This window comes from Dickeya ananatis (genome assembly GCF_019464615.1).
Classification (GTDB): Bacteria; Pseudomonadota; Gammaproteobacteria; order Enterobacterales; family Enterobacteriaceae; genus Dickeya; species Dickeya oryzae.
This window is the reverse complement of record NZ_CP040816.1, coordinates 3,644,006-3,665,406: the sequence shown is the minus strand read 5'-3', so window position 1 is coordinate 3,665,406 and position 21,401 is coordinate 3,644,006. Positions and strand designations below refer to the sequence as shown.

The following is a 21,401-nucleotide window of genomic DNA, read 5'->3' as shown; positions in this document are numbered from 1 at the left end:
TGCAGGGTTTAGGTGATGAGCGATTGTGCCCGGCCGGTAAATCGGAGAAAATGATCGGCTTATCCATCTGTCGCTACGATGCCTGTCACTTAAGCCTGTGTGGGGGAAAACGCGTGTAAAAGTGCTTAGAGGAATCTTTCAGCCGGGCGGCTGCGCTTAGCGCGAGCCCCGATGGCTTAATTGATTGGCATCAGACAGCTTTATCTGTCTTTATTTTCTATTTTTGTCTGGTGCGACATCTCTGCGTGAATAGGGGTGTCGGCGCCTCACTGTTAAAGAAGCCTGAATAACATGTCTCCAAGTGAATACGCACGCGAAGTCTCGAAACGTCGGACATTCGCTATTATCTCTCACCCTGACGCCGGTAAAACCACCATTACGGAAAAGGTATTGCTGTTCGGACAGGCGATCCAGGTTGCCGGTACGGTAAAAGGGCGCGGTTCCAACCAGCATGCTAAATCTGACTGGATGGAAATGGAAAAACAGCGTGGTATCTCGATTACCACCTCGGTGATGCAGTTCCCGTATCGAGAAAGTCTGGTCAACCTGCTCGATACACCGGGGCATGAAGACTTCTCTGAAGATACCTACCGCACGCTGACCGCCGTCGACTGCTGTTTGATGGTGATCGATGCCGCCAAAGGCGTTGAGGACCGGACCCGTAAGCTGATGGAAGTGACCCGTCTGCGTGATACGCCGATCCTGACCTTTATGAATAAACTCGACCGTGATATCCGTGATCCGATGGAATTGCTGGACGAGGTAGAAAACGAACTGAACATCGCCTGTGCGCCGATTACCTGGCCGATTGGCTGCGGTAAGCTGTTTAAAGGCGTCTACCACCTGTACAAAGACGAAACCTATCTTTACCAGAGCGGTATGGGTCATACCATTCAGGCCGTTCGTATCGTCAAAGGGCTGGATAACCCGGAATTGGATCAGGCGGTCGGTGACGATCTGGCGGCGCAATTGCGTGAAGAGCTGGAACTGGTCAAAGGCGCGTCGCACGAATTCGAGCAGGAAGCGTTCCTGAATGGGGAACTGACGCCGGTATTCTTCGGTACGGCGCTGGGTAACTTCGGTGTCGATCACATGCTGGATGGTCTGGTGGCCTGGGCACCCGCGCCGATGCCGCGTAAGACCGATGCGCGTGTGGTGAGTGCCGACGAAGAGAAATTCAGCGGGTTTGTGTTCAAGATTCAGGCCAACATGGACCCGAAACACCGCGACCGTGTGGCGTTTATGCGGGTGGTGTCCGGCCGCTATGAGAAAGGGATGAAGCTGCGTCAGGTGCGTACCGGCAAAGACGTGGTGATCTCTGATGCGCTGACGTTCATGGCAGGCGATCGCTCTCATGTTGAGGAAGCCTGGCCGGGCGACATTATCGGCTTGCACAACCACGGCACGATTCAGATTGGCGATACCTTTACTCAGGGTGAAGATCTGAAATTCACCGGTATCCCCAACTTCGCCCCGGAACTGTTCCGCCGTATCCGCCTGCGTGATCCGCTCAAGCAGAAGCAGTTGCTCAAAGGGCTGGTGCAGTTGTCCGAAGAGGGGGCGGTGCAGGTGTTCCGTCCACTGATGAACAACGATTTGATCGTGGGTGCGGTCGGGGTGCTGCAGTTTGACGTGGTGGTAGCCCGCCTGAAAACCGAATACAACGTAGAAGCGGTGTACGAATCGGTGAACGTTTCCACCGCCCGTTGGGTTGAGTGCGGCGACGTGAAGAAATTCGAGGATTTCAAACGTAAGAACGAATCAAACCTGGCGCTGGATGGCGGCGATAATCTCACGTATATCGCACCGACTATGGTGAACCTCAACCTCGCTCAGGAACGTTATCCTGACGTGAAGTTCTATAAAACCCGCGAGCATTAATCGCTGGTTTGCAGCCCACTCCAGCCGGAGTGGGCTTTTTATTTTATTCTTTAATTATCATCGTATTATTGCTGTATCCCCGCCATTTCTCGCATCACGGACAAATCTGAAATCACGACCTGTCGGCCATCCGGTGCTGGGCTTTTCCCTGCGATTGTCTATAGTTAACGGTGTGTTACTTTTTGGTTTATTTGACTTTTAATGCATTGAGTAATGGTTCGTTATTTTTATTTTATTTGTTTATTTGAATAAATAATCTGATGACGTGTAGCGAATCGTTCCGGCCTGAGGGGAGTCCCCCTGCGGTAAAACAGGCGATAACGATAAGGAAGGTTGCGATGAAAAAGACCACGATTGCATTTTCGTCGGCGACGGCATTTTCGCTGACGACGGTATTTTCGCTGACGATAGTACTGGGTTCCGTACTGGTGAGCGCCAACGCGCAGGCTGAACAGGAAACGCTGGTGCAGCAGGCGCAGCGTATCGCGCAGACCGCCGGTAAAACCATCGACAATTCCGTACAACAAGCCACAGACTATGTGGATGACAGTACGCTCACTGCCAGAGTAAAAAGCGCATTACTGAAAGATGAAACGCTCGACAGCAATGACATCTCCGTTTCTACCCACGATGGCGTGGTGACACTCAGCGGGTTTATTGCCAGCCAGCAAATGGCGACCGGTGCGGTGAAAATTGCTGCCCAGACTGAAGGGGTGAAATCAGTCAGCGATAAATTGCAGGTTAAAGATGGCAGCGGTGTGCAGTCGGTGGGCGGGTATGCTGACGATGCACTGACCACCAGCACCATCAAAGCCAAACTTCTGGCCGATGACATCGTGCCTTCCCGCCATATCAAGGTGATAACCCAGGATGGCGTGGTGTTGCTGACCGGCCAGGTCGCGAACCGGGCGCAAGCCGAGCGGGCGGAATCCATCGCTAAAGCGGTCAGCGGTGTGAAGAGCGTCAAGAACGAGCTGACGGTGAAATCCTAAGCCACACTCGTCCCCCCGCAGCGCAAGCGAACGAAGTCCACACGTTTGTCATATTGTTTCGTCATACTGGCGGCGTAGTTTTTTATCTGAGTTTTTGTTCTGTTCTTGCTGGGGGGTCATCATGATGAATCTGGATGTCGCGATGGGCAGGTGGAAGCAGTTGAAGGGATGCTTGTGGGAGCTCTGGGCTGAATATGTGGACAGTGACGATGCCTGGGTATCGGGAAACCACGATTTTCTGGCCGGTGTGATGCAGGAATATTACGGAAAAGAGCAGGACGAGGTATCCTCAAGGCATGACAGCCTGCACTGAGAGATAGCCGTTGCCCACTGCCTTTTTAACTGATTCGTTATCCGGCGCGATATCTGATGACCCGATGGCGACGCCCGTCGAGTTTATTGATACCCATTGTCACTTTGATTTTCCCCTGTTTGCGGATGATGCCGCAGGTAGTCTGGCACGAGCCGGGCAGGCGGGGGTCCACCGTCTTATCATTCCTGCCGTTGCGGCTGAGCATTTTGAGCGGGTATTGTCGCTCAGTCAGCGCTGGCCTGCGCTTTACGCCGCACTGGGGTTGCATCCGTTGTATATCGCCGGGCATCAGGAGTCGCATCTGGCCGAGCTGGCGTCCGCGCTTGAACAGGCCCCGCCTCGTCTGGTAGCGGTGGGGGAGATCGGCCTGGATCTGTACATGTCGGATCCTCAATTTGAGCGGCAAAAAGCGTTTCTGGGTGCACAACTTAAACTGGCTGCTCGCCACGACTTGCCGGTTATCCTTCATTCCCGCCGTAGCCACGACCAACTGGCGCAAATGCTGCGTCGTTACCCGGTTCCTTGTACTGGCGTGGTGCATGGTTTTGCTGGTAGTTACGATCAGGCGATGACGTTTATTCGTCTGGGTTACTACATTGGCGTTGGCGGCACTATCACCTATCCCCGAGCTAACAAGACTCGTCAGGCGATCGCGCGCTTACCGCTCGAGCGGTTGCTGTTGGAGACCGATGCGCCGGATATGCCGGTGTGTGGATTTCAAGGGCAGCCGAATCGCCCGGAGCGTTTGGTTTGTGTGTTCAACACGCTATGTGAACTGCGTTCTGAGTCGCTGCAGGTGATTGCGGACACCCTTCTTGCCAATACACGGCGACTGTTTCCGGCACTGCAGTGATCAGCATCGGCGTTTATTGCCTACATTGCGCGACTTAACGCTATACTTGGCGGCATAAGGGATGGGTTTAATGACCCTTATTAATCAAGGGAAGTGATTGGGAGACGGTTTTTCTTACCGGTTTCTCTTTGACGCGGGTGTAACAGTAGTCGGTGTTTTGCCACAGGCGTTCACGTTCAAGCTGATGAAACATCGCTTATTTATCGGATAGCCAGACCGTTAACGGCGTATATCCGGTTGCAGAGTGCAGTGACATGCTTTCTTCATTTATTAACAATATCGAATGGTTGACCGTTTATCAGGCCGGGAGTGCGGCCGCTTACCCTGGACATTGTGCCCGCTGCCATTTTGAGTTGTCGGCGTATCGCGATGATCTGTTCTCGCGGGCGGGTATTCCTGTGCCGGCGGATATTGCCCGCTCGGTGCCGAAACGACGAGCTGAATATCTGGCGGGGCGTTATCTGGCGCAAAACGTCATGTCACGCCTGGGGGTGGAGGGCTATGTACTCACCAGCGCGCCCGATCGTTCGCCGCAGTGGCCTGCGGGGATCGTCGGTTCCCTGAGTCACAACGTTGACAGCGTGCTGTGTGCCGCGCATCGATGTGGTCAGGATATGACGTGCGTTGGGCTGGATATTGAAACCCGGATGAGTGGCGAGCGTGCTGATAATCTGTGGCCCGGCATCGCCGATGAGATTGAATACGACTGGTTGCATTCCCATGATCCCATTCCTTTCGCCAGTATGCTGACGCTCAGTTTTTCAGCCAAAGAGAGCCTGTTTAAAGCGTTGTACCCACAGGTGAAACGCTACTTCGACTTTCTGGATGTGCGCATGGTCGGGCTGGATACCACACAGCGGACGTTCACGCTGCAACTGCTGACTGACCTGTCTGCCGATTATCCGCAGGGGCGTCGCTTCTGTGGGTCTTACCAATTGCGTGACAACGATATCACCACCTTTCTGTTTAACTGAGCCGAATGGCACCACCACAACAGGAAACGACCACGATGAACATGACGGGGAATACGATACTGATCACCGGCGGAGGGTCAGGTATCGGACTGGGGTTGGCGGCGGTGTTTCATCAGCGGGGCAATCAGGTGATTATCACCGGGCGACACGCAACGACATTGCAGCAGGCGGCGGCGTCTTTTCCCGGTATGGCCTGGCAGGTGCTGGATCAGCGAGATCCTGACGCTATCAGTGCGTTTGTCGCGCAGTTGCTGCAGGATCACCCAACGCTCAATGTGGTAATCAATAACGCGGGGATCCAACGGCGTGAAGATCTGACCGCGGTGGATCCGCAGTTGATCACCGACACGGTATCGACCAACCTGCTGGGGCCGTTGTGGTTAACCGGTGCGTTGATACCTCACTTGCTGCGTCAGCCGCAGGCGGCGGTGCTGAATGTAACATCGGAACTGGCTTTTTTGCCGCAGGCTATCACCCCTACCTATTGCGCCACTAAAGCGGCGTTGCATGCCTACACCGAGGCGTTGCGTTGTCAGCTTCGCCAGACGCCGGTACAGGTCATCGAGATTATCCCTCCCTGGGTGCAAACCGGGTTACAAGGCGAGCAGGGCTATGATCCTCGGGCGATGCCGCTACCTGATTTTATTGATGAAACGCTGGCGTTACTCTCACAGCAGCCGCAAGCCGATGAGATTGTCGTCGATAGGGCTCGCGCGTTGCGGTTTGCTGAACGTGAAGGGGCATACGCTGAGCGTTTTCGGGCTTTCAATACTGAGGTGTAAAACCCGGTTGCCTCGGCAGAGTCGGTTAAGCAGGAAACTGGCGCTGAATACCGGCGACGACACCGTTGGGTGGTGACGCCCGCCAATGGTGTAGTGGTGATATTGTATCCAAATGTAATATTAAATGTTTTTTGATGTATTTTGGTTTGTGCAGCTGCCACAAATTTAATGCACGCTTAGCGATCATTTTCCTTCAATACCACAGTGTATTTATTTTTATAATTTAAAATCAGTTAATTGATTTTTTTACCGCTGTTCTTTTCCTCACCGAAAATCATGTCTTTCCGCTTCGTTTTAATTCGCATTGATTAATCCCGGAGATTAACACGCCGATAACTAACGCAATGTTTTGTATAACTTTAGTGTTCACTGTGCTCTGAAAGGAAAAAATGATGAATACCGCTACTCTGTCTTCTTCGTCGCCTGGAGTGAGTTTCTGGCACCATTGGCGGCTGATGCCGATGTTCAGTTCCATTATCGGCGTTATCCTGCTTTTGTTCGCGCTGGCTATCGGATTTTCCGTCCATTTTCTGGTACGCAGCAACAGTTCCCTCAACGATGTCACCGCAGAAATCCAGGTCCGTCTGGGGGTGTCCAACAGTTCTAACCATCTGCGTACCGCTCGTCTGATGCTGATTCAGGCGGCGGCCGCCGCTAAAGACGGTGATAAAGACACCGCCAGCAGCAGTATTCAACAAGCCGAAGGTCGCCTGAAACAGTCAGCGGATAGCTTTGCCGCTTATCAAAGCCGTGAAGTCAAAACACCGGCGGACCTGGCGCTGGATGACGCACTGCAACAGCGTTACAACGAGTACGTGAACACTGGCGTCAGGCCGATGCTGGATGCCGTGAAAGCCGGGCGTTACGACGAGGTGCTCGCCATTGAATGGAAACAGACCCGTAAACTTGACCTCGCCTACAATGACGTGTTGCTGAAAGTGGTGGCCATCCGCACCCAGCGGGCGGAAGCGCTCAACCGCGAGGCACAGCAGGAGTCGGTATTTGGCTATAGCGTCATGGCCGTCAGTTTTGTGGTGGCCGTGCTGGTGTCGTTGTTTACCTACCTGTGTCTGCGCCGGGTGATTATCACGCCGATGCGTTCGCTGGTTGAGCGTATCGAGCGCATCGCCTCAGGCGATCTCACCATGCCACTGGCGCAATGGGGGCGCGGCGAAGTCGGGCAGTTGGGCCACTATCTGCAAAATATGCAGCAGTCGCTGGCTCGGACCGTCAGCAATGTACGCCACGGGGTTGAGGCTATTTATCAGGGCATTACCGAGATTTCCGCCGGTAACAGCGATCTTTCTTCCCGTACCGAAGAGCAGGCTTCCGCGCTGGAACAGACCGCCGCCAGTATGGAAGAACTGACCTCTACCGTGCGTCATAACGCTGAGAACGCCAACCATGCCAGCCAACTGGCGGGGAATGCCTCTGGTAAGGCACGACAGGGCGGCGAACTGGTGGATGGCGTAGTACAAACCATGGGGAATATTCATCAGAGTTCGAAGAAGATTTCTGAAATCACCAACATCATCAACGGTATCGCTTTCCAGACCAACATTCTGGCGCTGAACGCGGCGGTAGAAGCGGCGCGAGCCGGTGAGCAAGGGCGAGGTTTTGCGGTGGTGGCAGGTGAGGTGCGTTCGCTGGCACAGCGCAGTGCGCAGGCCGCCAAAGAAATCGAAGGCCTCATCACCGAATCGGTCGCGCTGGTGGAAACGGGGTCTGATCAGGTTAGCCGTGCCGGGGAAACCATGCAGGATATCGTCAACGCCGTGACCAGCGTAACGGATATCATGGCGGAAATTTCGGTCGCGTCGCAGGAACAGAGCAAGGGTATCGATCAGGTCGGTCAGGCGATTAACTCGATTGATAACGTTACTCAACAGAATGCGGCGTTGGTCGAGCAGGCGACGGCGGCGGCGACGTCACTGGCCGAGCAGGCCGCCGGGCTTAACGAGGCAGTATCGGCGTTTCGTATCGACAGTACGGAACCACGGCCAGCTGTCGGCGTACCAGCTCGCGCGGTTGCCGCACAAGCTACATTACCCAAAACGCTCCCGGGTGTGAAAAAGGCGAAAACCAGCAACGATGACTGGGAAACGTTCTGAGTAAACGCGATGAAATCGTGCTGAGATAAAAGTGGGTAGCCAGCGGCTACCCGTTTTTTCAGTGAAAAACTGTCGATAAATGCGTTATGCCCGGCTGAAATAACGCTGGAATAAAACAGCACTGACTTTTTCTTAACCAACCCACTTAACTGACGGAATAAAAACGGCGCTGGCAACCGGGCGTGACTCGAATTATTTCAGAGATCGTTTATTATTTAATAAAGGCAGCAAGTAGTCTGGCGACGTTTTTCAACATCATTTATACCCGTCATACTTCAAGTTGCAGGTGCGTTGGCTGCCCTCACTCACCCCAGTCACTTACTTATGTAAGCTCCTGGGGATTCGCTCGATTGCCGCCTGCCTGCAACTCGAATTATTTTGGGTATATAGCCGTGTTCCTTTGATGGCTATGTCTTGTTTATGACCCTGCTTTGTTTATGACTCTGTCGTGTTTATAACTGTGTCCCGTTGATGGTTATTCCCCGTATAGGGGGAGGGTGGGTCTGGTTTGATGATGGGCAGGTTTGATAATGAGGCAGGTTTGATAATGATGTTGCAACGGTATCTCGCCAGACATTGACTCCTTTTGAGGAGCGGAAAAATGACACTGATTGAACGAGCCCGAGAATTTGCTACCGAGGCGCATGCCGCCTGCGAGCAAAAACGGAAATATACCGGTGAGCCTTATATTGTTCATCCGGCGGCGGTCGTCACGTTGCTGATGCAAATTGAGCCGTCACAGGAGATGATTGCTGCTGCCTGGTTGCATGATACGGTGGAGGATACCCCCGTGACACTGGAACAGGTGACCCGGTTGTTTGGCTCGCAGGTGGCCCGTTATGTCGAAATGCTGACGGATGTTCGCACCCGACAGGACGGTGGCGAGCGTATTCACCGTAAGAACGCCAATTTGCTGCACAGTGCGGCCGCCTGTCCTCAAGCACAAAGCATCAAGCTGTGCGATCTGATTGATAACAGCCGCAATGTCCTGGAACAGGACCCGGTGTTTGCCCGCCCGTACATGGTGGAAATGCGCCGTCTGCTGGCGGTGCTGACACAAGGTGACCCTCGGTTGTATGCCGCAGCAACCCGCCAGTGTGACCACACGATATTGTGTATTCACCGCTCGTTGGGGGATGAGAGCTGGTATCAACAGCTTTGGCAGCAATACGAAGCGCACCTGCCGTTGAGTACCGTGCTGGAGCGGGCACAGGAATGGGTGTGAGTGTGCAAATTGTACGTCTTGACGCATTGCCTGAAGCGCTGGCGGTGCTGGTGGCTGAAAGTCAGCAGCAAGGGTTTCGGTTTTTATGCCGGTTGCAGACGGAGTTTCAGTCTGGTGCTAATGATTTCCGCTTACCCGGTGAAGGGCTATTTGCCGTGTTTGAGGCCGAGCGTCTGGTGGCGATTGGCGGCGTTAATCAGCAAGCGGGCATGCCGTACACCGGGCGGTTACGGCGTTTTTATGTTGCTTTGGATTATCGTCGGCAGGGTGTGGGGCGTGAGCTGTTAACCGTTATCGAACAGGCGGCGGCGAGCTATTTTCGCGAATTATATCTTTTTACCGACACCCTTGAGGCGGCACGGTTTTACCAGCGCCAGGGGTATTTACCGGTCAGTCTCCCCGATGTCAGTCATCGTAAAACCCTGGCTGGTGTTTCGTCATGACCCTGTTACGTCATGACGAACGGTTAACGACCAATACTTCTCAACTGGGTGCAAAACGGGCAGTTGCAACCGCTTACAGAGGTGGCATCGCAGATGCCCAACGGACTGGTGGCGACATGGCCGTTACTGAATGCGGTTTCCATTTGCGCCAGCTTCGCGGCGTCATTCGGATTGACTGGCGTTAACTTGGCCTGAAACGCCGACGCGTTGGCCGCCGCAAACGAGAGAAAAACCAGCGACATTCTGAGTTTCATCACCCACCACCTGTAGGTTGCCAGGCAACCGAACCGTATTGAAAATAACTGCGTTGAAAAAAACGCGTTGAAAAGAATACACTGCGGCTTGTTATAACATACCCTTTTCTGCTTCGCATCCTTCGCACTTATCCAATAATCGTACAGTTTGTAAGCGTTCATGACGGGCATGAAGCCCATGACATCCCACCCTCCATCCACTCTTCATCCACCCTCATGATGACCGCGTTTTGGTATCTTTTATTTTGTTATATTATAACATAACAAAATAAGCTATTGGATGTGGGAGGGTTCTGACATGTGGCAGACCATGCCGCCTTTGTTACGGGTAGAGCATTTGAATGCGGTACACACGACCGGTCAACGAGTACTGACCGATATTCACTTTTCCGTCGGGAGCAAGGAGTGTCTGGCGATTGTCGGCCCGAACGGCAGCGGTAAATCGACGCTATTACGCGCCTTATTGCATGACTCGCCGCCCGCGGGCGGGCGCGTCTGGCTGGGAGATAAACCGCTGGCGCAGCTGTCTCGCCAGCAACGGGCACGGCATATGGCACTGATGAGCCAGCATGATACCCCCAGCCTGTCGCTCACGGTGGAAGAGTACGTGTCGCTGGGGTGTTTACCGCATGCGGATGCCCTGTCGCCAGCGGCACAGCAGGATACGGTAACGCACGTGCTGGAGGAAACCGGCTTGTCGCCGCTACGACAACGCAGGCTGGCGGTGCTGTCGGGAGGTGAGCGTCAGCGGGCATTTCTGGCGCGCGCACTGGCGCAACGACCGGAGGTTTTGCTGCTGGATGAGCCGACCAACCATCTGGACCCACGTGGGCGGGCGGCGCTACTGGCGCTGGTCCGGCAACGCGGTATCGCGGTGGTCGCGGTGTTGCACGATTTGTCGCTGGTAGAGGCGTTTGCCGATCGGGTGTTGGTGTTGTTTCAGGGGCGGCAGGTGTGTTGGGACGTGCCCGCACGGGCGCTGGACAATGAGACTGTCTACCCGGTGTTTGGCGTTCACAGCTTTACGGTATCTCATCCTCAAACCGGCTTGCCGTTACGCCTTTTTGATGTGCCTGCACGAGCGGGTTGATAACCAGAGGAAACCTATGAATAAAGTCGGTAATGGCGGGCTGCGGGTTAGCGCCTTTGCCAGCGTGATGTGTGTCTTGTTGGGATGCAGCGCTATGGCAGCGCAGGCGTCGGGGTTCCCGGTGACGGTGCACAGTTGTGGTAAACCGCTGACCTTCACGCAAGCGCCGCAGCGCGCCATCATCAATGACCTGAACATGGCGGAAATGGCGTTCGCGCTGCACCTGCAACCGCAGATTGTCGGCCTGACCGGTATCAGCGGTTGGTACAAAATGACGCCGGAATTTCGCCAGCAAATGGGGACGATTCCCGAGCTGTCGCCGAAATACCCGTCGCTGGAAACCCTGCTGGGTGCCAATCCGGATTTTTTCTTTGCGGGCTGGAATTACGGTATGAAGGTGGGGGGCGAGGTCACGCCGGATACGCTGGCGACCTACGGCATCAAGACGCTGGTGCTGAGTGAAAGCTGTATTTTTGAAGACGCGCATCGCCCGCGCGCCAGCATGGCATTGCTGTATGACGACGTGTTAACGCTGGGGAAAATTTTTGGCCGTGCGGAACAGGCACAGGCGCTGGTCGAACAATGGAAAGCGCGGCTGGCGGCCTTGCCCAAACCGCCGACAGGGCAGGTTGCGCCAGCAGTATTTGTGTATGACTCCGGTGAGGATAAGCCTTTTACCAGTGGGGAATACGCCATGCCGACCGCCATTATCGAGGCCGCGGGGGGCCGTAATGTGATGGATGGCATGGCGGCGAGTTGGGCCACCACCTCCTGGGAGACGGTCGCGGCGGCGCAACCGGACCTGATCATTTTACTCGACTACCAGAATGGCGGCGGCGCAGCGGCGTTGCAGCATTTTCTGCAGACGCATCCGTTGATGAAGCATACCCCGGCGGTGGAACACCAGCGCTACCTGAAATTGCAGTATGCCGAGCTGACGCCGGGGCCGGCCAATATTACGGCGATTGAAAAACTCGCCCACGCGCTTTACCCGGCTACGGCACAATATCCAGCTACGGCACAATATCCGGTTACGGCGCAATGAGATCGTGCCGCCACTATACGGTGGTCTGCCTGCTCACGCTGTTGGTGTTGCTGGTGGTGATGCTCTTTAGTACTGCGGTGGGGGCCATTCGGATCCCGCTGACGCAGGTACTGGCGGCACTGACGCCGGAGCACCCAGGCGTACCGGAGACGGTGCGCCGCATCGTGCTGGAGCTGCGTGTGCCGCGTACGCTGCTGGCTGCCATCACCGGTGCCGGGTTGGCGATGGTCGGCGCGTTGCTACAAACCACCACCCGCAACGATCTGGCGGATCCCTTTCTGTTTGGGTTGTCCTCCGGCGCGTCGGCAGGTGCCGTGCTGGTGATAACCCGCTTTGGCGAATGGTTTGGTGCCTTCACGCTACCGGTTGCGGCGTTTGGCGGGGGGATTTGCTCGGCGCTGTCGGTGACGCTGCTGTTTTTTCTGCGTCAGGGGCGACAGGCGGAGCATCTGGTGATCTGCGGGCTGGCAATTTCCTTTTTGTTCGGGGCGTTAACCAGCTATCTGGTATTTTCCGGTGACCAACGCGCCGCCAGTGCGGTGTTGTTCTGGTCTCTTGGCGGGCTGGGGCTGGCGCGTTGGGATAATCTGCCGGTAGCGCTGTGCAGCCTGTTGATATTAATTGGAGTTGTGATGGCGCGCTGGCGGGCGCTGGACAGTTTGCTGGCCGGTGAACAGACGGCGACATCGATGGGGGTTAATGTCAACCGGCTGCGCCTTGAGGTGTTCCTGTGCTGTGCGCTGGCGACGGCATTGTTGGTGTCATTGACCGGGGTGATCGGATTTGTCGGGCTGATGGTGCCGCATTTGTGCCGTCCGCTGGTTGGTACGCGCCATCGCCAGTTGCTGGTGCTGTGCGGCTTGCTGGGCGCGGTGTTGCTGGGTATCGGCGATACCCTAAGCCGTGTATTGCTGGCGTCGCAGGAGCTCCCGGTGGGGATTGTGACCGCCGGGTTGGGCGGTATTTTTGTGATTGTGCTACTGGCAAAACGTTAGGTATCACTTATCGATTTGATACGGACAACGCATTAGCGACATCCGTCACATTTTTGTACCTTAGCTTCCAAGCCAAACACATTGGAACACATGAGGAAACAGAGATGTCCGTTATCAATACTAAAGTTAAACCGTTTAAAAACCAGGCCTTCAAAGATGGTCAGTTCATCGAAGTCACCGAGCAGAACATCGAAGGTAAATGGAGCGTGTTCTTCTTCTATCCGGCTGACTTTACGTTTGTCTGCCCGACCGAACTGGGCGACGTTGCGGACTACTACGACGAGTTTCAGAAAATCGGCGTCGATATCTACTCTGTATCCACCGATACCCACTTTACTCACAAAGCCTGGCACAGCAGCTCTGAAACCATCGCTAAAATCAAATACGCGATGATCGGCGACCCGACTGGCGCGCTGACCCGTAACTTCGAAAACATGCGTGAAGATCAAGGCCTGGCCGACCGCGGTACTTTCATTGTCGACCCGCAGGGCATCATTCAGGCTGTGGAAATCACCGCTGAAGGCATTGGCCGTGACGCGTCTGACCTGCTGCGTAAAGTGAAAGCGGCTCAGTACGTGGCCTCTCACCCTGGTGAAGTGTGCCCGGCTAAATGGAAAGAAGGTGATGCCACGCTGGCACCGTCTCTGGACCTGGTTGGCAAGATCTAAGACTGATTTTCCCTCTCCCTCTGATGTTTTTTATCGGGTGCCCCGCACCCGATTTTTTACGCCAACGCCAAGGATCATCTATGCTCGACAATAACGTACAACTCCAGTTGAAAACCTACCTGGAAAAATTAACCAAACCTGTTGAGTTAGTGGCGACACTGGACGACTCAGCGAAATCTGCTGAAGTCCGGGCATTGCTGACTGACATCGCCGGGTTGTCCGACAAAGTCAGTTTCTTTGAAAATAACGATCTGCCGGTGCGTAAACCGTCGTTTCTGGTGACCAACCCAGGGGCTGCCAACGGGCCGCGCTTTGCCGGTGCGCCGATGGGGCACGAATTCACCTCGCTGGTGCTGGCGTTACTGCAAACCGGTGGACATCCGTCGAAAGAAGCGAAAGAACTCCTCGATCAAATCCGCGACCTGGATGGTAAATTCCACTTCGAAACCTATTATTCGCTGACCTGTCATAACTGCCCGGATGTGGTACAGGCGCTGAATTTAATGTCCATCCTGAATCCGAACGTGACCCATACCGCGATCGACGGCGGTGTGTTTCAGGATGAGATCAAAGATCGCAATATCATGGGCGTTCCCACGGTATTCCTGAACGGCGAGCACTTCAGCCAGGGCCGTATGAGCCTGGCGGAAATCGTCGGCAAAATTGACACCGGCGCCAATGCCCGCGTGGTCGATAAACTCAATAGCCGCCCGGTGTATGACGTACTGATTGTTGGCAGTGGCCCGGCAGGGGCAGCCGCGGCGGTGTACGCGGCCCGTAAAGGCATCCGCACCGGTTTGATGGGCGAGCGTTTCGGCGGCCAGATTCTGGATACCGTCGATATTGAAAACTACATTTCGGTACCGAAAACCGAAGGTGCCAAACTGGCGACAGCGCTGAAAACGCATGTGGATGACTACGACGTTGACGTCATCGATTTGCAGAGCGCGCAAAAACTGATCCCCGCTTCTGAACCGGGTCAGCCGCACCAGATCGAAACCGCATCGGGCGCGGTGCTGAAATCCCGTAGCATTATCATTGCTACCGGTGCGCGCTGGCGCAACATGAACGTGCCGGGTGAAGAACAATACCGTACCCGTGGCGTCACCTATTGTCCGCATTGCGACGGTCCGCTGTTCAAAGGCAAGCATGTGGCGGTTATTGGCGGCGGTAACTCCGGCGTGGAAGCGGCGATTGATCTGGCGGGTGTGGTGAAGCATGTGACCTTGCTGGAGTTCGCACCGGAACTGAAAGCAGACTCCGTGTTACAGGACAAGCTGCGTAGCCTGCCGAACGTCGATGTGATCGTCAACGCACAGACTACTGAAGTGCTGGGTGACGGCCAGAAAGTCACTGGCTTGCAGTATAAAGATCGCACCACCGACAGCATTCATAAGCTGGCGCTGGAAGGGATTTTCGTACAAATCGGCCTGCTGCCGAATACCAACTGGCTGGACGGTGCCATTGAACGCAACCGCATTGGCGAAATTGAGGTAGACGCTCGCTGCGAAACCAGCGTGAAAGGTGTGTTTGCCGCCGGGGACTGCACCACCGTGCCTTACAAGCAGATTATTATCGCCACGGGCGAAGGTGCTAAAGCCTCCCTGAGTGCGTTTGATTATTTGATCAGAACGCAGGCGTAAGACCCTATTCCATCCTGTGACCCGTGGTCACTTTCGGGCTGCAACCCTCATGCATTAACCTGATCTTTTAGGCGACCCGACCCCTTCAGTTTACTGAAGGGGTTTTTTTTATGTGCTATTGCGGGCAGCCCCGACGATGGTGGTGGCGTGTTACCACCGTCAATGTTGTTTTTCTATCAATGTTGTTTTTCAGCCTGTGTTTTCGCCATCGGGTTCTCACCCCACTCAGGCGGTTAGCGGCACGGTGGTGACAGGCTGGCCGATGTTTAACTGGGTATCGAAAGCAAACATGTCGTTGAAGACGCAAAACTCCGGCACGCCCAGTTCCAGCACCGGTACCTGTTGTTGCAGGTAATGCAGGCAGGCCTGCTGGGCTTTTAGGTAAGCCTCCGACTCGTCTTCCGTCATCCAGCGCACCAGATACCCCAACGTCACATGAAAGCCGTAGGTGTCATGGTCCGGCGCACGTATCCCTAATTGTTCGGCTAACCGGTCTCGTAGTGTGCGCAGTTTGCGCTCCTCGTTATCGTCCATGGGTGTCAGACGCACGGTCACGCCGGAATCCTGATGAGCGTTGAAATCGGTGATCCGCATTTTAAACGGCAGTGTGGCCTGCAACTCGAACCCTGCCAGCTTGCGTGCCAGATAATCGCTACAGACCGACAGCGGAGCATCAATTGGCAGGCCTGCAGGCCAGAATGGCAAACGGCGTTTCGATTCGGTCACGCCTTCAAATACCGTCATGTGGTAACTGGACGGGGGAGTAAAGGTCAGGCAGTGGCTGAAATCCTGTTGTTTAAGCGTATCGCGCACGGCCATAAACGCACTCGACGCGGCAGAATCCAGCGGAATGTGGGAAATAATGGTGTTGCCGGGAAAGCGGCGCACGCTACCGTCGGGGTTGAATTTGCCGCCGATGTCGCGTGGTGTCGGCACCAGAGAGCCGGATGGACGCATGGTGCTGAACGTATCGTCGGCTCTGGCGTTGGCGAATAGCGACATCCCGTAAGCCAGGAGCGGTAATTGCAGGACGAAGCGGCGGCGTAACGGGTTCATGACTCCTCCCAGTAGCGTGGATTGATGGATGTAAATGGACGGATAAACGGTATATACGCCTAGGTTAGGCGTACTTTGGTGACGGGTAAATTTCATACTGACATGGAGTTGTAAGCGGATCTTAATCGCGCTGAGGCTGACATGCTGTTGTCATCGCTCAGTGACAGGATGGGCTTTTTATTTCGTTACGCGCGTTATGCGTTATATCACGTGCTGTGTTTTCACGCATGACGTGTGCCAACTCGTATTGTTTTGATGGGAATACTGTTTTAACCCATATAACGTGTCAACGAACCAGGGAAACCGATTATGAGTCCTCAATCGCCATCACCGGTCCTTAGCCCGGAACCCCGTATTGCCAACGACGTACAAGCCTACCACATCGAATTAGGGCGCTGGACGGAAGTCGCCGACCGTACTGTGCTCAATCATGTCGTGCTGGGGGATTACAGCTACATCATGAATGATTGCGACCTGATGTTTACCCGCATTGGCAAATTTACCTCGATTGCCTCGCACGTTCGTATCAACCCCAGCAACCACCCGTGGTGGCGGCCGACGCTGCATCATTTCACCTATCGCCCCGGCAAATACCGATTGAGCGATAACCCGGCGGCGGTTGACGAGGAGATTTTCAACTGGCGTCAGCAAGATGAAGTCGTGATCGGCCATGATGTCTGGATAGGTCATGGTGCGATTGTGTTGCCGGGGGTGACTGTCGGCAATGGCGCTATCATCGGTGCGGGTAGTATCGTGACTAAACCGGTTCCCGCCTGGACCATTGTGGTCGGTAATCCGGCGCGGGTGTTGCGCCCGCGTTTTGAGGACCCCACGGTGGCGGAAAAACTGGAACAGTTATGTTGGTGGGATTGGCCGGATGAGAAAATTCGCCAGCATTTTCACCTGTTCCAGCAGGATGTGACCGAGTTTGTGAGTTATTTCTATCGTGACGGATCACTCCCGCCATTGTCTGAGCCGCCGGTGTGATAGACAGACCGATAAACCGCCGGGCGGTATCCCGCAGGTGTTGGGGTGCCGCCGGGTAACGAGACGTTTTTCAGTCATTTCAGCGTGTTAGTCGGTATCACCCACAGTTTATTCGCTGATCATGCTTTCCAGCCTGAGCAGGGTAATCTGGCGCAGTTGTTCCAGCGCTTCCGCCGCTTCTTGCCGGTCATCGTTTTGCAGCCGTCGATGCAGGATACGCAAAATTTCTTCCCCACTACGGCCTTTGGCGTGGATCAGAAATACCCGGCCAAAGCGGGATTCGTAACGGGCATTGCCTGCGCGCAGTGCGTTAGCCAGCGTATTCTCGCTGCTGTGCGCCATCATCGACTCCTGGCTAGGGCGGGCGGTGCCAGCTACACTCACGGCCGGTTCGCCGATACGCGGGTGGGTACGTAGCGCCTGCATCAGCTCTTCTTCCTGCCAGCCTTGGGTTGCCTGTAGCCCGGCGGCCAGAAGGGCGGCACGGTTGCCGTAGGGGCGGCCTGCGGTGACCTGTTTGGCCCAGCCAGGCAACGCCACGCACGGCGTTATCAGCGTCACCGCTTCGCTAACGCTGAGCAGATTAAACTGTTCCAACGTAATCATCGTCGCTCCTTGTTCGGTTGTATTGACGCAATACGACGTGAATTCCCTGTTGTCACGCCGGTTTTGTAGGATAGGATTTTGTCTTTGCAATTCACATGCCAGTTGTTGCCAGAGCGCCAGATCAGAATCCGGTGTTGCTCAGGACAGACAACCGATTCACGGTAGCGCATGAAATTGCACTTTCATGGTGCAATTATAGCGTGGTGCAGTGTGTTGGGTGGTATTGACTGCGGTGGGGTATGGGGTTGCCAGCGCCTGATGGTGCGGCCATCTGTTGCCGGGCGAGCCAGTGAAGTGAGTAATCACTAATTTTATCGGCAGACTATAACGCGGAGCGGTTGTCGGCGAAAAAGCGGGCGGTGAGTCGCCCGCCTGATACCAGACGCCATAAATACCAGACGCTATAAAAAGTGAGTGAGTACTTATTTGCTGTTAAGCGAGCACCGGTCTTAAGTCTCGTTTTGTCATAAGTCACCTGCCGGTCGCCGATACCTCGCGGAGTAAGGCCCCACAGGTGGGGCCACAGTGATATCGTGCCTGCGGCGGAGTCCCTTGCACCTGCCCGGTGTCGGGTTACGCCGGTTGAGGTTGGTGTGTACTCACCGCTGCCTGACGCAGCAGCCGCAGACCATTACCGACCACCAGCAAACTGGCACCGACATCGGCAAAGACCGCCATCCACATCGTCCCCATGCCCAGTAACGTGAGCGTCAGGAACAGGGCTTTGATGCCGAGTGCCAGTACGATGTTTTGAATTAAGATGGCGCGGGTGGCTTTAGATATACGCACAAATTCCGGGATCTTGCGCAAATCATCGTTCATCAGCGCCACATCGGCGGTTTCGATGGCGCTGTCGGCCCCCATGGCACCCATGGCGAAACCGATGTCGGCACGCGCCAGCGCCGGGGTGTCGTTGATGCCGTCACCGACCATCCCGGTGACGCCCTGCGCCGATAGCCGTTCAATCTGCGACAGTTTATCTTCCGGCAACAGGTTGCCACGTGCCTCATCAATCCCGACGTCGCGGGCGATAGCCTGCGCCACGTACTGATTATCGCCAGTGAGCATCAGGGTTTTGATACCCGCCTGATGCAGCGTGTTGATAGCCTCCTGACTGGAGGGTTTTACGGTATCTGCCACCGTCATCAGCGCCAGAATCCGCCGTTCGTCACCCAGTATGATGACCGTGTTACCGGCCTGCTCCAGCGCTGTCAGCCGCTCGCTGATTGCCGCCGCCCCATCCCCCAGCCATTGCCGGGCCAGGCGCAGGTTGCCGAGGAAATAGCGCTGCCCTTGCAAGGTACCGATGACGCCTTGTCCGGCAACGGCACTGAAGTTATCGACATCCAGCAATGGCGTACCGGCTTCCTGTGCCGCTGTTGCCACGGCCTGTGACACCGGATGGTCTGAACGGCTGGCCAGACTGGCAGCCAGTTGCCGACAATGGTCGTCATCCGCGTCAGCGACCGGTTCAAAACCGGTTTGTACCGGTTTGCCGTGGGTCAGCGTGCCGGTTTTATCCAGTGCTAGCCAGGAGAGAGCATGCCCTTTTTCTAGGAACACCCCGCCTTTAATCAAAATACCGCGTCGTGCGGCCGCCGCCAGCCCACTGACGATGGTGACCGGGGTAGAAATCACCAGCGCGCAGGGGCAGGCGATCACCAGCAATACCAGCGCTTTGTACGTCCATTCCAGCCAACCGCCGCCAGCCAGCAACGGCGGCAGGACCGCGACCAGTAGCGCTCCCAGAAAGACCAGCGGGGTGTAAATGCGGGCAAACTGATCGACAAACCGTTGCGTCGGTGCCCGGGTACCCTGCGCCTGTTCTACCGCGTGAATAATTCGTGCCAGCGTGGTGTTGGCCGCCGCCGCCGTTACCCGATATTCAAATGAACCGCTTTCATTGATGGTACCGGCAAATACGCTGTCGCCGACGCGCTTATCCACCGGCAGGCTTTCGCCGGTAATCGGTGCCTGATTAACCGCGGAATGACCACGGGTGATGTCGCCATCCAGGGCGATGCGTTCGCCGGGGCGAACCCGTACGATGCTGCCGGGTGTAATGGTGTTGGCTTCCACGTCGCGCCAGCTGCCATCCGGTTGTTGTACGGTGGCGGTCTCCGGTGCCAGGTTCATCAGCCCGGCGATGGCGTTACGGGCGCGGTCCAGCGAACGCGCTTCGATGTGCTCGGCGAGAGTAAACAACACCATGACCATTGCGGCTTCCGGCCACTGTTGCAGGATAAGCGCACCGGTCACTGCGATACTCATCAGCGCATTAATGTTCAGGTTGCCGGTGCGAAGGGCTGTCCAGCCTTTGCGATAGGTGGTCAACCCGCTGACGGCCACAGCAAGGATCGCCAGCACCGCAGCCCACCATTCAGGCAGTGCGCTCCATTCCACGGCTTCGGCCGCACCGGCGGCAAGCACCGCCAGCCCCAACGGCCACCAGGACTTTTTCGGCTCAGGCGGCAGGGCGGAGCGGTCGTTTGCGGCACGCACTTCAGGCTCAAACCCTAACGCGCGGATAGCGGCCAGAACGGTGTCCAGCGCATCGTAACGGTGGGTGACGGTCATCACCCGCTGCATCAGGTTGAATTCCAGCGCACTGACCTCCGGCAGCGTATCGAGCTTTTTACGCAGCATCGTTTCTTCCGTCGGGCAGTCCATCTGCATGATGCGGATCGGTGTCCGTTGCTGATCGCCGGTGCGCTCGGCACTCGCCAGCGCACTGACAGGTTGCACCGCATTGTGTTGCACCACATTGTCACAGCAGTGATGAGTACAAGTCTGTTCCGATTGCTGTATATGGCCGGCGGCATGCGGTGTCTGGCATGACCCAGCTTGTGTTTGATGATGTGGGCGGAACAGGGCCTTGCCCGGTTTTTCCGGTGCGACAGGCTGGAACTGGCGCACAGAAGCAGGGGAATGTTTTTCTGACATGGTTGATTCCTGTTCGGGATTTTGTTGTAGTAAAAACCCTGTAGCAACTACAGAGTCAAGGGGAGTCATATGAAAATTGGCGATCTGTCGAAAGCGACCAACACCACACCGGAAACCATTCGTTTTTATGAGAAGAAAGGGCTACTGCCCGAACCGGAACGTACCGAAGGGAACTATCGTCACTATCATCAGTTTCATGTCGACAGGCTGCGGTTTATCCGTAACTGCCGCTCACTGGACATGAACCACGATGAAATTCGCGCGCTGATTGCGCTTAGCGAGCAACCTGCTGCCAGTTGTGAAGGGGTTAACGCGTTGCTGAATGAACATCTGGGGCATGTCGAAGCACGCCTGGCGCAGTTACAGCAACTGAAAGCGCAACTGATGGATATCAGCCAGCGCTGTCAGGTGACGCAAACGGTGGATGGCTGTGGCATTTTGCACGGGTTGTCCGAGCTGGAGCCTGAAGACAGCAGCATCGGCCATACGCATTTAGGCTGAGTCAGCCAACGCGATGCTCACATCTCTGATGTGGGGGCG

The 21,401-nt window shown here is 55.5% G+C and carries 20 protein-coding genes; 16 read left to right on the top strand and 4 right to left on the bottom strand.

Annotated elements, in window-relative coordinates:
• The first annotated feature begins 291 nt into the window (after positions 1-291).
• The 9 genes from prfC to FGI04_RS16215 all read left to right on the top strand — a co-directional run bounded on the left by prfC (position 292) and on the right by FGI04_RS16215 (position 9,574).
• Entirely contained in the window at positions 292-1,881 is a 1,590-nt protein-coding gene (gene prfC, locus FGI04_RS16255) for a peptide chain release factor 3 (protein ID WP_016943199.1), read from the top strand.
• 338 nt (positions 1,882-2,219) lie between these two features.
• Positions 2,220-2,873 carry a molecular chaperone OsmY gene (osmY, locus tag FGI04_RS16250; protein WP_342698853.1) on the top strand — a complete coding sequence of 218 codons (654 nt, stop codon included), beginning with the start codon at positions 2,220-2,222 and terminating at the stop codon, positions 2,871-2,873.
• A gap of 121 nt (positions 2,874-2,994) precedes the next feature.
• Positions 2,995-3,186 (top strand): CsbD family protein, encoded by a 192-nt coding sequence (locus FGI04_RS16245; RefSeq protein ID WP_407274475.1) that lies wholly within the window; start codon positions 2,995-2,997, stop codon positions 3,184-3,186.
• Between the two features lie 64 nt (positions 3,187-3,250).
• Positions 3,251-4,039 (top strand): TatD family hydrolase, encoded by a 789-nt coding sequence (locus tag FGI04_RS16240; RefSeq protein ID WP_407274476.1) that lies wholly within the window; start codon positions 3,251-3,253, stop codon positions 4,037-4,039.
• Positions 4,040-4,293: 254 nt separating this feature from the next.
• Positions 4,294-5,013: a 4'-phosphopantetheinyl transferase family protein gene (locus tag FGI04_RS16235; protein WP_248588462.1), complete on the top strand. Its 720-nt coding sequence runs from the start codon at positions 4,294-4,296 to the stop codon at positions 5,011-5,013.
• Positions 5,014-5,048: 35 nt separating this feature from the next.
• The gene (locus FGI04_RS16230) at positions 5,049-5,795 is read left to right on the top strand and encodes an SDR family oxidoreductase (RefSeq protein ID WP_407322215.1); all 747 of its coding nucleotides are present in this window, start codon (positions 5,049-5,051) and stop codon (positions 5,793-5,795) included.
• Between the two features lie 392 nt (positions 5,796-6,187).
• On the top strand, positions 6,188-7,906 hold the full coding sequence (locus FGI04_RS16225) for a methyl-accepting chemotaxis protein (protein ID WP_342698851.1): 1,719 nt from the start codon (positions 6,188-6,190) through the stop codon (positions 7,904-7,906).
• Between the two features lie 601 nt (positions 7,907-8,507).
• A complete protein-coding gene (locus FGI04_RS16220; RefSeq protein WP_342698850.1) occupies positions 8,508-9,131 on the top strand; it encodes an HD domain-containing protein in 624 nt (207 codons plus the stop codon).
• Entirely contained in the window at positions 9,122-9,574 is a 453-nt protein-coding gene (locus FGI04_RS16215; RefSeq protein ID WP_342698849.1) for a GNAT family N-acetyltransferase, read from the top strand. The genes FGI04_RS16220 and FGI04_RS16215 overlap by 10 nt, the downstream gene beginning before the upstream one ends.
• A gap of 23 nt (positions 9,575-9,597) precedes the next feature.
• Here FGI04_RS16215 and FGI04_RS16210 read toward each other — a convergent pair whose 3' ends face one another.
• Positions 9,598-9,828, bottom strand: coding sequence for a hypothetical protein (locus FGI04_RS16210; RefSeq protein WP_012883246.1), 231 nt, complete (start codon positions 9,826-9,828; stop codon positions 9,598-9,600).
• Between the two features lie 298 nt (positions 9,829-10,126).
• Between FGI04_RS16210 and FGI04_RS16205 the strand changes: the two genes are divergently transcribed.
• The 5 genes from FGI04_RS16205 to ahpF all read left to right on the top strand — a co-directional run bounded on the left by FGI04_RS16205 (position 10,127) and on the right by ahpF (position 15,269).
• Positions 10,127-10,918 carry an ABC transporter ATP-binding protein gene (locus FGI04_RS16205; protein ID WP_342698848.1) on the top strand — a complete coding sequence of 264 codons (792 nt, stop codon included), beginning with the start codon at positions 10,127-10,129 and terminating at the stop codon, positions 10,916-10,918.
• Positions 10,919-10,985: 67 nt separating this feature from the next.
• Positions 10,986-11,963 carry an ABC transporter substrate-binding protein gene (locus tag FGI04_RS16200; RefSeq protein ID WP_407337357.1) on the top strand — a complete coding sequence of 326 codons (978 nt, stop codon included), beginning with the start codon at positions 10,986-10,988 and terminating at the stop codon, positions 11,961-11,963.
• The gene (locus tag FGI04_RS16195) at positions 11,960-12,958 is read left to right on the top strand and encodes a FecCD family ABC transporter permease (RefSeq protein ID WP_407274481.1); all 999 of its coding nucleotides are present in this window, start codon (positions 11,960-11,962) and stop codon (positions 12,956-12,958) included. The genes FGI04_RS16200 and FGI04_RS16195 overlap by 4 nt, the downstream gene beginning before the upstream one ends.
• Positions 12,959-13,062: 104 nt before the next feature.
• On the top strand, positions 13,063-13,626 hold the full coding sequence (gene ahpC, locus FGI04_RS16190; protein ID WP_012883250.1) for an alkyl hydroperoxide reductase subunit C: 564 nt from the start codon (positions 13,063-13,065) through the stop codon (positions 13,624-13,626).
• A gap of 80 nt (positions 13,627-13,706) precedes the next feature.
• Positions 13,707-15,269, top strand: coding sequence for an alkyl hydroperoxide reductase subunit F (gene ahpF, locus FGI04_RS16185; protein ID WP_342698846.1), 1,563 nt, complete (start codon positions 13,707-13,709; stop codon positions 15,267-15,269).
• 225 nt (positions 15,270-15,494) lie between these two features.
• On the opposite strand, the gene FGI04_RS16180 is transcribed toward ahpF, so the two are convergent.
• Positions 15,495-16,325: a DUF1868 domain-containing protein gene (locus FGI04_RS16180; protein WP_407274482.1), complete on the bottom strand. Its 831-nt coding sequence runs from the start codon at positions 16,323-16,325 to the stop codon at positions 15,495-15,497.
• A 309-nt stretch (positions 16,326-16,634) separates the two neighbouring features.
• On the opposite strand from FGI04_RS16180, the gene FGI04_RS16175 reads away from it, so the two are divergent.
• A complete protein-coding gene (locus FGI04_RS16175) occupies positions 16,635-17,312 on the top strand; it encodes a DapH/DapD/GlmU-related protein (protein WP_407320868.1) in 678 nt (225 codons plus the stop codon).
• Between the two features lie 108 nt (positions 17,313-17,420).
• Here FGI04_RS16175 and uraD read toward each other — a convergent pair whose 3' ends face one another.
• Together uraD and FGI04_RS16165 are read right to left on the bottom strand one after the other, a co-directional pair.
• Positions 17,421-17,918 carry a 2-oxo-4-hydroxy-4-carboxy-5-ureidoimidazoline decarboxylase gene (gene uraD, locus FGI04_RS16170; protein WP_342698843.1) on the bottom strand — a complete coding sequence of 166 codons (498 nt, stop codon included), beginning with the start codon at positions 17,916-17,918 and terminating at the stop codon, positions 17,421-17,423.
• Between the two features lie 573 nt (positions 17,919-18,491).
• Positions 18,492-20,930 (bottom strand): heavy metal translocating P-type ATPase, encoded by a 2,439-nt coding sequence (locus FGI04_RS16165; RefSeq protein ID WP_407336987.1) that lies wholly within the window; start codon positions 20,928-20,930, stop codon positions 18,492-18,494.
• Here FGI04_RS16165 and cadR point away from each other — a divergent pair, their 5' ends adjacent.
• Positions 20,931-21,362 carry a Cd(II)/Pb(II)-responsive transcriptional regulator gene (cadR, locus tag FGI04_RS16160; protein WP_168364871.1) on the top strand — a complete coding sequence of 144 codons (432 nt, stop codon included), beginning with the start codon at positions 20,931-20,933 and terminating at the stop codon, positions 21,360-21,362.
• Positions 21,363-21,401 lie beyond the last annotated feature (39 nt).

Excerpts from the sequence above, each read along its gene's own strand:
- prfC (WP_016943199.1), top strand. The coding sequence starts at position 292 with ATGTCTCCAAGTGAATACGCACGCGAAGTCTCGAAACGTCGGACATTC.
- osmY (WP_342698853.1), top strand. The coding sequence starts at position 2,220 with ATGAAAAAGACCACGATTGCATTTTCGTCGGCGACGGCATTTTCGCTG.
- FGI04_RS16245 (WP_407274475.1), top strand. The coding sequence starts at position 2,995 with ATGATGAATCTGGATGTCGCGATGGGCAGGTGGAAGCAGTTGAAGGGA.
- FGI04_RS16240 (WP_407274476.1), top strand. The coding sequence starts at position 3,251 with ATGGCGACGCCCGTCGAGTTTATTGATACCCATTGTCACTTTGATTTT.
- FGI04_RS16235 (WP_248588462.1), top strand. The coding sequence starts at position 4,294 with ATGCTTTCTTCATTTATTAACAATATCGAATGGTTGACCGTTTATCAG.
- FGI04_RS16230 (WP_407322215.1), top strand. The coding sequence starts at position 5,049 with ATGAACATGACGGGGAATACGATACTGATCACCGGCGGAGGGTCAGGT.
- FGI04_RS16225 (WP_342698851.1), top strand. The coding sequence starts at position 6,188 with ATGAATACCGCTACTCTGTCTTCTTCGTCGCCTGGAGTGAGTTTCTGG.
- FGI04_RS16220 (WP_342698850.1), top strand. The coding sequence starts at position 8,508 with ATGACACTGATTGAACGAGCCCGAGAATTTGCTACCGAGGCGCATGCC.
- FGI04_RS16215 (WP_342698849.1), top strand. The coding sequence starts at position 9,122 with ATGGGTGTGAGTGTGCAAATTGTACGTCTTGACGCATTGCCTGAAGCG.
- FGI04_RS16210 (WP_012883246.1), bottom strand. The coding sequence starts at position 9,828 with ATGAAACTCAGAATGTCGCTGGTTTTTCTCTCGTTTGCGGCGGCCAAC.
- FGI04_RS16205 (WP_342698848.1), top strand. The coding sequence starts at position 10,127 with ATGTGGCAGACCATGCCGCCTTTGTTACGGGTAGAGCATTTGAATGCG.
- FGI04_RS16200 (WP_407337357.1), top strand. The coding sequence starts at position 10,986 with ATGTGTGTCTTGTTGGGATGCAGCGCTATGGCAGCGCAGGCGTCGGGG.
- FGI04_RS16195 (WP_407274481.1), top strand. The coding sequence starts at position 11,960 with ATGAGATCGTGCCGCCACTATACGGTGGTCTGCCTGCTCACGCTGTTG.
- ahpC (WP_012883250.1), top strand. The coding sequence starts at position 13,063 with ATGTCCGTTATCAATACTAAAGTTAAACCGTTTAAAAACCAGGCCTTC.
- ahpF (WP_342698846.1), top strand. The coding sequence starts at position 13,707 with ATGCTCGACAATAACGTACAACTCCAGTTGAAAACCTACCTGGAAAAA.
- FGI04_RS16180 (WP_407274482.1), bottom strand. The coding sequence starts at position 16,325 with ATGAACCCGTTACGCCGCCGCTTCGTCCTGCAATTACCGCTCCTGGCT.
- FGI04_RS16175 (WP_407320868.1), top strand. The coding sequence starts at position 16,635 with ATGAGTCCTCAATCGCCATCACCGGTCCTTAGCCCGGAACCCCGTATT.
- uraD (WP_342698843.1), bottom strand. The coding sequence starts at position 17,918 with ATGATTACGTTGGAACAGTTTAATCTGCTCAGCGTTAGCGAAGCGGTG.
- FGI04_RS16165 (WP_407336987.1), bottom strand. The coding sequence starts at position 20,930 with ATGACTCCCCTTGACTCTGTAGTTGCTACAGGGTTTTTACTACAACAA.
- cadR (WP_168364871.1), top strand. The coding sequence starts at position 20,931 with ATGAAAATTGGCGATCTGTCGAAAGCGACCAACACCACACCGGAAACC.